The 12142-nt window shown below is 70.3% G+C and carries 5 protein-coding genes; 3 read left to right on the top strand and 2 right to left on the bottom strand.

Annotated elements, in window-relative coordinates:
- Positions 1 to 14: 14 nt before the first annotated feature.
- The gene (sbnB, locus tag JJ691_RS32475; RefSeq protein ID WP_249227155.1) at positions 15 to 1088 is read left to right on the top strand and encodes a 2,3-diaminopropionate biosynthesis protein SbnB; all 1074 of its coding nucleotides are present in this window, start codon (positions 15 to 17) and stop codon (positions 1086 to 1088) included.
- Positions 1089 to 1157: 69 nt separating this feature from the next.
- Here sbnB and JJ691_RS32470 read toward each other — a convergent pair whose 3' ends face one another.
- Positions 1158 to 3509, bottom strand: a complete 2352-nt coding sequence (locus tag JJ691_RS32470; protein WP_211763397.1) for an ATP-binding protein — start codon at positions 3507 to 3509, stop codon at positions 1158 to 1160.
- A gap of 823 nt (positions 3510 to 4332) precedes the next feature.
- On the opposite strand from JJ691_RS32470, the gene JJ691_RS32465 reads away from it, so the two are divergent.
- Both JJ691_RS32465 and JJ691_RS32460 read left to right on the top strand, forming a co-directional pair.
- Positions 4333 to 8802, top strand: a complete 4470-nt coding sequence (locus JJ691_RS32465; protein ID WP_211763396.1) for a type I polyketide synthase — start codon at positions 4333 to 4335, stop codon at positions 8800 to 8802.
- Positions 8803 to 8946: 144 nt separating this feature from the next.
- On the top strand, positions 8947 to 11184 hold the full coding sequence (locus tag JJ691_RS32460) for an MMPL family transporter (protein ID WP_211763395.1): 2238 nt from the start codon (positions 8947 to 8949) through the stop codon (positions 11182 to 11184).
- Positions 11185 to 11308: 124 nt separating this feature from the next.
- Here the strand turns inward: JJ691_RS32460 and JJ691_RS32455 are convergent, their stop codons facing one another.
- Positions 11309 to 11923, bottom strand: coding sequence for a lamin tail domain-containing protein (locus JJ691_RS32455; protein ID WP_211763394.1), 615 nt, complete (start codon positions 11921 to 11923; stop codon positions 11309 to 11311).
- Positions 11924 to 12142 lie beyond the last annotated feature (219 nt).

Below are 12142 nucleotides of genomic sequence, written 5' to 3'. Positions count from 1 at the left end.
CGGGTGAGTAACGGATGACCAGAATCCACCCCGCTGCCATGACCTGCCCGGTCTCCGCACCCGCCAGCACGCCGACGTTCGCCGTGATTTCCGGCGCACAGGTGCAGCGGGTGCTGACGGGGTGCGAGGACCAGGTCGTCGAGGTGATCGACGACGCTTATCGGCTGCACTGCTTCGGTAGCAGCACGGAGAATCCACGTTCCTGTTTCCTGCGCCTGCCCGACCGGCCGTCCTGCCGGATTACCGCGCTGCCCGCGTCGATCGGCGGCCAGGTGGGGGTGGACGGCGTGAAGTGGATCTCCAGTTTCCCCGGCAACGTGGCGGCCGGCCTCCCGCGCGCGTCGGCCGTGCTGATTCTCAACGACCACGACACCGGCTACCCGTTCGCCTGCATGGAAGGCTCGATCATCAGCGCCACCAGGACGGCGGCGTTGGCGGCACTGGCGGCCGAGTGGCTCAGCTGCGCCCGGCCGCGCCCAGCGCGCATCGGGTTCTTCGGGACGGGTCTGATCGCCCGCTACATCCACACCTACCTGGCGGCCACCGGCTGGTCGTTCGACGAGACCGGCGTGTACGACCCGGCGTCGGACAGCGTGGCCGGCTTCCGCGGCTACCTCGAGCGATCGGGCGCGGCCGGCCGGATAACCGAGCACCACAGCGCCGAGCGGCTGATCCGGACCAGCGACGTGGTGGTCTTCGCCACCGTGGCCACCAGGCCGCACGTCGGCGACCTGTCCTGGTTCGAGCACAACCCGTTGGTGCTGCACATGTCCCAGCGCGATCTCACGCCGGAGATCGTGCTCGCCTCGGTCAACATCGTCGACGACGTCGAGCACTGCCTGACGACCAACACCTCGATGGCGCTGGCCGAGCGCCGGGCGGGCAATCGGGATTTCCTGTGCGGCACGCTGGACGACGTGATGGACGGACGGGTGAGCCTGCCGGTGGACCGGCCGCTGGTGTTCTCGCCGTTCGGCCTCGGCGTGCTCGACGTGGTGCTGGGCAAGTACGTCTACGACGAGGTGGCGCGCAGCGGCGAGCTACGCGTCGTCGACGACTTCTTCCACGAGCTGAGCCGGTACACATGAGGCGATCGGTGCGCCACCCCGGATTCACCGCGCGGAACAGGAAGCTGTCGCCGCCGAGCTGACGGGCGCTCAGTGCGCGGGCCGGCACTCGTTGACCCAGGCGGCGACCTGCGCGCGGGAGGTGAAGCCCAGTTTGGTGAGGATGTGTGCGACGTGGCCCTCGGCGGTGCGCACGGCGATGAACAGGCGGCCGGCGATGTCCTTGTTGGACAGTCCGTCGGCGATGAGTCTGGCCACCTGGAACTCGCGTTTGGTCAGCGGTGTCGCCGGCGGCGCTACCGGTTGCTCGGCGTCGTCCTCGATGCTCTGCGTCGTGTCACCCAGCGCGTAGGCGACCGCCTCGTCCAGCGTGAGTTCGGTGCCCTGGCGGAAGCCAGCCTCGTACCCCGTGTCCCCGAGCGCGTTCCGGGCGAGCTCCTGGCAGGTGTCATGGCTGGCGTTGAAGTAGTTCGAGCCGAAAAGGGCAAGACCGACCGACGACCAGATGGTGCGGGCGGAGCCCTGCAACACCGCCGCTCGGTCCGCCGCACCCGTCAACGCCTCCAACAGCGCGAGCAGCTCGATGGGGAGCACGATGCCCACGAGGTCGCGGAAGATGTGGTTGATGCGGACGCACTCCCGTGCGTCACGGATCGCCTCGCTCAGGTCGCCCCTGGTGCACGCCGCGAAGGCCAACACGTACAGGGCGTAGGAGTAGGCCCACCGCTCGCCGTGCGCCAGGCAGACGCGCTGCGTCCGCAGACAGAGCTCGACCGCCCCGTCGAGGTCGCCGCGGAACGCGGAGACCATGGCCAGCTCGATCCAAGCCATGATCACATTGCTGTTCAGCTCACCGAGCGCGGCGTAGCGGCGGATCGCGTCCTCGAACAGCGCTTGGGCGCGCACGTGGTTGCCGGTCAACAGGGCGACGCAGCCGAACCGGTGCACCGCGTACGCCGCCGGCAGGTCGCTGCGAAGCACCTCCGACATGGCCAGGCACTCGCGCAGCATCGGCATCGCGGCGGCGAAGTCGCCCTGCAGGATGCACAGGTAGGCGTTGACCCACAGCGCCTTGGCCCGTGCTTGGCTCGGGCTGGTGTCCAGTGCCAGGGCCCGGTCCAGCCAGCGGCGCCCCTCGGCCAGGAAGCCGCAGCCAACCCAGTAGAAATACAGCGTGCCGGCCAGCCCCAGCCCGATCTGGGACTGGCCCCGTGCGGTGAGGCAGAACTCCAGCGCGGCCCGGAGGTTGTCCTTTTCCTCGTGCGTGCGGCGAAACGTCCGCTCCTGGTCCTGGCCGAACCAGTCCCGCTCGCAGGACCGCGCCACCTGGAGGAACCAGTCGCGGTGCCGGCGGCGCAACGTCAGTCGCTCCTCGTCCGCGGCCAGCCGGTCCGCGCCGAACTGCCGCAACGTCTCCAGCATCCGGTAGCGCCGGCCATCGGGTCCGCGCTGGCAGGTCAGCACCGACTTCTCGACCAGTCCCGCCGCCGCGTCGGAGACCTCGTCGGGGAAGATGCCGTCGCCGGAACAGATCATTTGCGCCGCCCGCAGGTCGAAGCTCCCGGCGAAGACGGATGCCCTGGCCCACAACAGTCGCTCCTGGCGGGTGCACAGGTCGTAGCTCCACTCGACGGTCGCGAGCAGCGCCCGGTGCCGGCCCGACGACCCGCCCCAGCGCCGCGTGATCAGCAACTGGTAGCGGTCCTGCATGCGGTCCAGGATCTGGCGAAGCCCCAGCACGCGTACCCGCACCGCCGCCAGCTCGATCGCCAACGGGATCCCGTCGAGTCGGTGGCACAGCAGCGCGACCTGAGCCCAGTTGGCCGAGGTGAGTTCGAAGTCCGGCGCCGCGGCTGCCGCCCGGGCCGCGAACAGTGTCATGGCCGGGTAACGGTTGTCCTGGTCCGGTCGCAACGGCCGTTCGGGGTTCGGGGTCGTCAGCGGTGGGATGGGCAGGACGTGTTCTCCGGGGGTCCGCAGCGGCTGCCGGCTGGTCACCAGCACGCGCAGTCCCGGCGCGGCCGCCAGCACTGCCTCGACGAGCCGGGCGCATGCGTCCACCAGGTGCTCGCAGCTGTCCAACACCAGCAACAGTCGGCGATCGCGCAGGTAGTCGGCGAGGACCGCGGACACCTCCCGTCCGGTGTTGTCGTATGCCTTCAGCGTCGCTGCCACCGTGTGCGCCACCAGGCCGCGATCGTGGAGCCCGGCGAGCTGGACGAGCCACACCCCATCGGTGAAGGACCGCCGCAGCTCGCGGGCGGCGCGCAGGGCGACCCTGGTCTTGCCGACGCCACCCACCCCGGTGAGCGTGACCAGCGGACGCTGCGACAACCACCGCTTGACGTCGGCGATCTCCCGCTGGCGGCCGACGAAGCTGGTGACCTCGGCCGGCATGTTGCCCGTCCGCCGCCGTGTCGACGAGTCTGCTGGTTTTGTCACGCTGCCCACCAAGGGATCCGCTGGATGAACGGCGGCGTCACCGGGGTCGACTTCCGCCATTGCCGGTTCAGCGGGTCGCCGACCGCGGCGCGCCGCCTGGTTGACTCCGGTGAATCACGGCCGAACGCTAGGGGGCAAATCCTGGCCCGTCAACGGGCGCACTTGGCCGATTCGCGTTTTCGGCGGCCGAATCACGTCATCGGCGCGGTAGCGCCGACGACGCTGATCGACACTCGGGTCCGGAGCGGTGCGCGGCTGTCTTTCCCGCACCATGGCGGAATGTGGCCACGATCGTCCCGCCGCGGCGGGGAAAGTCTTGCTACAGTCATTTGTCTTCTGGGGAAATTCGATGTTGCGTCAGGCGCGTCGGTCCGGCCGGCGCCGGCCGGCGTGTGGTCCTTTGTGGACGTTCGGTGCCATGGGGTGGCGGGCGCCGGGACGGTCGACGGCGACCGCGTCTCACCCTCGGCGGGTCCGGGGCGGCCGACGAGGTGGCCACCGGTATGGCCTCTTGGAGGGCACTGCCAACCAGTGGAACCTGGGAATCGTCGACAAGTGTGAGCAGTCGGGAGTGCGCACCCGGCGCCTCATACGAAAGGAGGTGTTCGGCTGACGGTGACACGAGGCGTCTCGGGGATACGGCCGAGAATGCGAGCACGGCTGTAGAATGAGTACGGGGCCAGATGTATGGCCCCCTTTTGCGGGCCGGTCACCGGCAACAGACTGTGGGCGTGGATCTTCATCGTGGCGAGGTCGCGCGCCGACTCGCGACTTCGGTTTGCCGGGCAGAGCAACGGATTCGGCGTCTGGGCAGGGTGGCCGCGTGAGCGACATCGCTGTCGTCGGTTTGGCGTGTAGGTTTCCGGGCGCGGCCGATGTGGGGCAGTACTGGCGGGTGATTCTCCAGGCGGAGCGGCAGTTCGACACGATTCCGCCGGACCGCTGGCGACACGAGACCTTCTACGATCCACACGATCGCCGTTCTCCGCACGCGGCCTACACCGATCAGGTCGCCTTCCTCGACGATGTCGAGCGGTTCGCGACCCTGCACTACAACATCCCGCCCCGGCGGGCCATCGCGATGGATCCTCAGCACAGGCTGTTCATCGATCTCGCGCGGGAGTCGTTGCAGGACGCCGGATGGGAGCGCCGCCCGTTCGACCGGGAGCACACCGGCGTGTTCGTCGGCCTGAACCAGTCCGACTACCAGGATCTCGCCTCGACCCGACTGCGCGCGATGCTGCTCGCCGACGGGTCGCTGCACCGCGGGCAGGACGACGAGGCATTGCTGGCCGCCGTCCAGGACGCGGCGCAGGGGGCGCTCGCGCCGATCCAGGCGTACTCGCTGCCCGGCACGATGCCGAACATGGCGGCATGCGCCGTCAGCTCGGTCTTCGACCTCGGCGGTCCCGCGTTCGCCGTTGACTCGGCGTGCTCGTCGGCGATGGTCGCGCTGCACGAGGCCGTGCACCATCTGCGGGCCGGCACCTGCACAGTCGCGTTGGTCGGTGGTGTCTTTCTCAACCTCACACCCGACGCCCTGGTCAGCTTGTGCCGCGTCGGCGCGGTGTCGGCGAACGGGGTGTGCCGTCCCTTCGACGAGCGCGCCGACGGATTCGTGCTCGGCGAGGGCGGCGCCGTCGTGGTGCTGCGGCCGTTGGCGGACGCGGTGCGCGACGGCGACCGGGTCTACGCGGTGATCAAGGGGGTCGGCACGTCGAACGACGGCGCGTCCGAGGGTCCCGTGACACCTCGGGTCGAGGGCCAGCTGACGGCGTTCCGCGCCGCCTACCGCGACGCCGGCGTCAGTGCGAACACGATCGAGTTCTTCGAGGCACACGGCACGGGCACCGTCGTGGGCGACCGGGTGGAGCTCAAGGCGCTGGGCGCGCTGCGGGCGGAGGAATCCGACCACGGCGCCGCGGAGTGCCGGGTGTCCTCGGTCAAGGCGTTGATCGGGCACACGATGGCGGCGGCCGGCATCGCCGGGCTGGTCAAGACCGTGCTGGCGCTGCACAACGCCACGATCCCGCCGCAGCCGGAGACGATTCCCGACGCCGCGCTGCTGGACGGCGCGAGGCTCACGATCGCCGAGCGGGCGCTGCCCTGGCGCAGCCGACCGCAACACCCGCGACGGGCCGGGGTCAGCGCGTTCGGCTTCGGCGGCACCAATGTCCATGTCGTGCTGGAGGAGGCGCCGGCGCGGTCCGCCGTACGCGCCGACCGGCCGGTGCCGTTCCTGCTCACCGCCGACTCGCTGGAGCTGCTCGCCGAGCATGTGACCGCGGTGCGCGAACAGATCGTGGCCGACCCCGGACTGACGCCGTCCTCCGTCGCGTACACCCTGGCGACTCGCGCACCGCTGCCGGCGCGCGTGGCCTTCGTCGCGACCGGCCGCAGCGAGCTGATCGATCTGCTCGGCGCCGCCGCGGCGGCGCTGCGCGCGGGCGAGGCCGGCGATCTCGGCCGGGGCATTCACGCCGCGGCGGCGCCGCTCGCCGAGCAGGAACGCCAGGTGGCGTTCCTCTACCCGGGGCAGGGCGTGCAGCGCGTCGGCATGCTCAGCGACCTCTACCACGGCTTCCGCAGCTTCCGCGGCGAGATCGAACGGTTGGACGACCGCGTCCACGCCTCGACCGGGACGTCGTTCGCGTCGCTGCTGTGGGGGTGGGAATCCGCCCCCGAGCTCGCGGAGACGGCTCTCACCGACACCCGCCGCTGCCAGCCGGCCCTCGGCGCGCTGGGCATCGCGACGACCGCGCTGCTCGCCGAGTTCGGCGTCCGCCCCGACATCACGATGGGCCACAGCGTCGGCGAATTCCCGGCCGCGGTCGCCGCCGGGCTGCTCGACCCGGTCGACGCCATCGACTTCCTGGTGCACCGGGGCGAGGCGATCGCCAACGGCGGCAGCCGGGGGGCGGGCGGGATGGTCGCCGTGCAGAGCACCGAGGAACGGTTCGACGAGCTCACCGCCGGGATCGAGGGCATGTGGCCCGGCTGCTTCAACCACCCGGAGCAGGTCGTCGGCAGCGGCTCGGCGGGCGCGGTGGCGATGCTCACCGAGCGCTGCGCCGAAGCGGGGGTGACGGCGGTGCCGCTGCGCGTCTCGCACGCGTTCCACTCGCCGCTGGTGGCCGACGCCGACGAGCTGGTCGCCGAGCGGATCGCCGAACTGCCGCTGCGCTCCGGCCGGGTGCTCGTCTCCACGGTCAGCGGCCGGCGCTGCACGGACCTGGACGAGTTGCGCGGCTGGTGGCAGCGATCCGTCTCGTCGCCGGTGCGGTTCGCGGCGGCCAGCCAGGCCGTGGCCGACAGCGGCGCCCGCGTCTTCGTCCAGGTCTTCGGCGGGAACGGACTGCTCGCCATGGCCCGGCGGTCGATCGCCGACGCCACTGGCTGCCACTTCGTCGCGCTGGAGTCGGAACCGGACGACGGCCGCGTCTTCCTGTCCGGGCTCGTCCGGCTGGCCGTGCTCGGGCTGCCGGTGGATCTGCTGCCGTTGTTCGGCGACGGCGAACGCGACCTGGCCACGCTGCCGTCCTCCCCGCTGGCCGCTCAGCCGTACTCGATCCGGACCGCGTCGCGTCATCGGCCGCCGCGCGGGCGCGTCCGGCCGGTCGCCTCCCCGGGCGACGTCCGTCCCACCATCGTCGACCCACCGGAGGACTATCCCGTGAACGACCTGGTCAACCTCCTCAACGAGGTGCTCACCGTGCTGCGCACCCTCACCAAGGTCGAGCACACGAACGCCTTGGCGCCCGCACGGGACGCACCACCCATCCGGGACCAGGTGCTCGCCGCGATCGCCGAGATCAGCGTGTACCCGCCGGAGCACCTGCGGGGCGAGCAGTCGCTCGGCCGTGATCTCGGGTTCGACTCGATCATGATCGCCGACCTCGGCACCGTCATCCGCAAGCTGTGGCCCGAACTGCCGATGGACGGCAAGCAGCTGTCGGCCGAGGTCACGGTGGACGATCTCGTGCGGCTGGTCGACGCGCAGCGCGACCGTCGTGAGCCAGAACTGCCGCAGGTCATCGACGTGCCGGCCGTGCGGACCGAGCCGGTCGAGGAGGCGCCGGAGCCGCCGCTGGAGAACATCGACCCGGCCGCGTTCCCCGAGATCGTCGAGTCCGCGCAGCGGGTCCAGCTCGTGGATCGCCTGGGCCTGCGCAACCCGTACTTCGTGACGCACGAGGGGATCAACGCCAGCCGCACCCGGGTCGGCGGCACCGACCTGATCTGCTTCTCCAGCTACAACTACGTGGGACTGTCCGGGCATCCGGCCGTCACCGCCGCGGCGAAGGACGCGCTCGACCGGTACGGAACGTCGGTCTCGGCGGCCCGGATGCTGTCCGGTGATCGCCCGCTGCACGCGGAGCTGGACGGCGCGATCGCCGACCTGCTGGGCACCGAGGCCGCGCTCACGCTGGTCAGCGGCCACGCCACGAACGTCACGGTGATCGGGCACCTGCTCGGGCCCGACGATCTCGTGGTGCACGACGCGCTGGCGCACGACAGCGTGCTGCAGGGCTGCCGGCTGTCGGGCGCCACCCGCCGACCCTTCCCGCACGGCGATCTGGCCGCACTGGACGAGCTGCTCGGCCGCGCGCGCCGGAAGTTCCGACGGGTGCTCATCGTCGTCGAGGGCATCTACAGCATGGACGGCGACATCGCCGACCTGCCGGAGCTCCTCCGGATCAAGAAGCGGCACGGCGCGATGCTGATGGTCGACGAGGCGCACAGCATCGGCGTGCTGGGCACCAGCGGCGGGGGGATCGGCGAACACTTCGGCGTGGACCGCGCCGGCGTCGACATCTGGATGGGCACGCTGTCCAAGGCGTTCGCGAGCTGCGGCGGATACGTGGCCGGCAGCCGCGCGCTCATCGACTACTTCCGTTACACCCTGCCGGGTTTCGTGTACAGCGTGGGCATGACACCGGCCAACGCGGCCGCCGCGCTCGCCGCGATGCGACAGCTGCGGGCCGAGCCGGACCGGCTGACCGTGCTGCGGCAGCGCTCGAAGTTGTTCGCCATGCTCGCGTCGGATGCCGGCATCAACATCGGAGCCAGCAGGGACACACCGGTGGTCCCCTGCATCGTCGGCTCCTCCATGCGCAGCTTCGTGCTGGCCAACGCGTTGTACGACCGCGGCGTCAGCGTGTGCCCGATCGTCCACCCGGCCGTCGAGGAGCAGCAGGCCCGGCTGCGGTTCTTCGTGACGGCGGAGCACACCTCCGAGGAGATCGCCTACACCGTCGGCGTGCTGGCCGACGAACTCGCACGACTTGGCTGAGCGAGCGGCCATCGCCTTGTCCCGACAACGTTCGTGCGCCCGCTGACGCACGGACGTTGTCCCATGTCGGGCTCGTTCGGCGCGCCGCCGCCGGCAGAACGAGCCCTGTTCCGGTCCTGTTCTTCCACACGACAGGTGAATGATGTGATCAACCGCACGAACAAGACCATCCCCCGGCCCGCGACGACGTCCGTGGGCGGGAACAGGCTGCTGCGCCTGATTCTCCACCAACCGAGGGCGGTCATCGCCGCTGCGGTCCTGTTTACCGTGATCGCCGGTGTGCTCGGCGTGAGCGCCGTCGAACACCTCAAGGTGGGCGGCTACGACGTCGAGCAGTCCGAGTCGATCCGCGGCCGGGAGCTGCTGGCCGAGAAGTTCCCCAACAGCAACCCGAACCTGGTCGTGCTGGTGGACAAGCCCGGCGGCCGCGTCGACGATCCCGACGTGTCGGCGGCCGGCCAGTCGCTGACCCGGCGGTTCGCGCTGGCCGCCGGGGTGGTGCTCGTCGGTTCCTACTGGGACACACCGGTGGCCGAGCTGCGCGGCGAGGACGGCCGAGCCGGGTTGATCCTGCTGCGGGTGATCGGGAACGACGACCAGATGGCCAAGCGGATCGAACAACTGCACGACACCCTGGGCGCCACCGGCGGCATCCGGGTGCGCTTCGGTGGCCTGCTGCAGGCGAACAACGACATGGACGCGCAGGCCAAGGCCGATCTCACCACGTCGGAGACCGTGGTGATCCCGCTGACGCTCGGCTTGCTGCTGCTCGTGTTCGGCACCGTCGTCGCGGCCGGTGTTCCGCTGCTGATCGGCGTCTTCGCCATCGTCGGCACACTGGCCGCGTTGCGCGTGTTGAGCTTGTTCACCGACGTCTCGGTGTTCTCCGTCAACCTGGCCACCGCGCTCGGGCTCGGCCTCGCGGTCGACTACAGCCTGCTGTTCGTCTCGCGCTACCGTGACGAACGCCGCCGGCGGCCCGACATCGCGGCCGCGCTCACCGCGACCATGCGCACCGCCGGCCGGACGATCCTGTTCAGCGCCGCGACGGTGGCCGTCGCGCTGTCCTGTCTGCTGGTGTTCGACCAGTACCTGTTGCGCTCGTTCGCCTACGCCGGCGTCGCCGTGGTCGGCGTGACGGTGCTCGGCGCCACTGTCGTCGTGCCGGCGCTGCTGGTGCTGCTCGGCGACCGCATCGACATGTGGCCGCTGCCCTGGCGTCGAATCCGCAGCGGTCACGCGGTGGGCCGGTGGGGCCGCCTGGCCGGGGTCGTGCTGCGCTATCCCATCTCGACCGCCATGCCGGTGATCATGTTCCTGCTGGTGCTCGGCGCGCCGCTGCTGCACGTCCAGTTCGGTCTCGCCGACGAGCGGGTGCTGCCGGCGCAGGCGGAGAGCAGGCAGGTCGCCGACCAGTTGCGCGAGCAGTTCCCGGCGACCAGCGACGGTTCGCTGTCGGTCGTGGCGCAGCAGTGGGGGTCGAGCCGGGAGGCGACCTACGAGCTGGCCGACTACGCGCAGCGGGTGTCCGGGGTGGCGGGGGTACGTCGGGTGGACAGCGCCGCCGGTTCTTTCGCCCACGGCGCGCAGATCGCGCCGATGGGCGCGGGCGGCACGCGGTTCCAGTACGCGGGCACGACGTGGTTGTCGGTGCTCACCGACGCCGAGCCGTACTCGGCCCGAGGCGCCGACCTCGTCCGCGCGGTCCGAGCACTGCCGGTGCCCGCCGGACGCGCGGTGCTGGTGACCGGGCAGTCCGCACAGCTCGTCGACGTCACGGCGGCGATCGCCGACCGAGCGCCCCTCGCGTTCGCGCTGATCGCGCTGTCCTCGCTGTTCCTGCTCTTCCTGCTCACCGGCAGCGTCGTGCTGCCCTTGCAGGCGCTGGTGCTGAACCTGCTGACACTCGTCTCCATGTTCGGCGCGATGGTGTGGGTGTTCCAGGACGGCCACCTGCAGACGCTGCTCGGGTTCACCCCGACCACGCAGTCCGTGGTGTTCCCGATCCTGGTCTTCTGCATCACCTTCGGACTCTCGATGGACTACGAGGTGTTCGTGCTGGCCAGGATCACCGAGCAGCACAACGCCGGGATGGCGCTGGGGCCCGCCGTGATCCAGGGGGTGTCGCACAGCGCGCGGGTGATCAGCGCGGCCGCGGCGGTGTTGTGCGTGTCGTTCCTCGGCCTGGTGATCTCGAGGGTGTCGTTCATCCAGTTCATGGGACTGGGCGCCGGCTTGGCCGTCCTGCTGGACGCGTACCTCGTGCGGCCGGTCCTGGTGCCGGCGTTCATCGGGCTGACGGGCAAATGGACCTGGTGGGCGCCCCCGCCGCTGCGCGCACTGCACCGCAGGTACGGCCTGAGCGAGAGCGGCCGGCCGTAGTAACACACTGGCGAAACGACAAGGGCCTACCGAGACATCAGTCTCGGTAGGCCCATTGTCATGACGGCGTGTCGGCTCGACCGGTGGGCCCGGCCGGGTCACCGCGCCGCGGTGGAGAAGGTTGTCAGATTCCGGTCGAGGAGAAGAGCGACACCGGGCTGGGCAGGCCCGGGGTCCGCGGCGCGATGTGGAAGTCGACCGCGTTGTTGTTGGTGTTGGTGAACCGCACGAGCGCCAGCGGCTGGTCGTTGGTCAGCGGGGAGGCCGGCGCACCCATCACGAACGGCGACGACGCGATGGTGGCCACCGAGTCGATCGTGACGTTGGACGGGGACAGCAGCGCGACGCCGACCCGGTCGGTGAGCGGGACGGTGCTGGTGAAGAACTGGTCGACCACGGGGCCGCTGTAGCCCTGCGGGTTGGCGATGACGTACACCCGGCCCGGCTGCAGGATGGTGCCCTGCGGGATCGTGGCCACCTCGAAGATCTGGGACGGGCTCGGCGCGACCGCGATCTTGAAGCCGCTCAGGTCCTGCGGGACCTGGCTGAGGTTCTTGACCTGGATGTACTGGTCGGCCGGGCCGTTGGGGCCGCGGGTGGCGAGCTGGTCGATCACGAAGGTGAAGGACTTCTGCGCGCTCGGCACCGTCTGCGGCGCCGCGGACGCGGTGGCGGCGCCGGTGACCAGCGAGAGCGCAGCGATACCCGCTGCGACGAGGGCCGAGAGAGAACGCCTCATGTTGTTTTGTCTCCTTCAAGCAAATAGTGGTGAAGCGCTTAGTTTTGTCAGGAGGGTTGCCCAATTTGGTGGGTCGCGGTGAACATCGCGAATTCCCCTCCCGGAGGATCTGCTGTTACTGGGTCTGCGGCTGCTTTCTGTGCGCTATGGCTTCGATGCGTCTGGAAGCCGGCGGACCCTGCCGCAAAGCTTGCCGGTGGTGGTGCGCCTCGGTAAGAG

This window comes from Kutzneria sp. CA-103260 (assembly GCF_018263855.1).
Classification (GTDB): Bacteria; Actinomycetota; Actinomycetes; order Mycobacteriales; family Pseudonocardiaceae; genus Kutzneria.
This window is presented reverse-complemented; position numbering and strand designations above follow the sequence as displayed.

Coding starts and splice junctions, on each gene's coding strand:
- sbnB (WP_249227155.1), top strand. CDS start 15: ATGACCAGAATCCACCCCGCTGCCATGACCTGCCCGGTCTCCGCACCC.
- JJ691_RS32455 (WP_211763394.1), bottom strand. CDS start 11,923: ATGAGGCGTTCTCTCTCGGCCCTCGTCGCAGCGGGTATCGCTGCGCTC.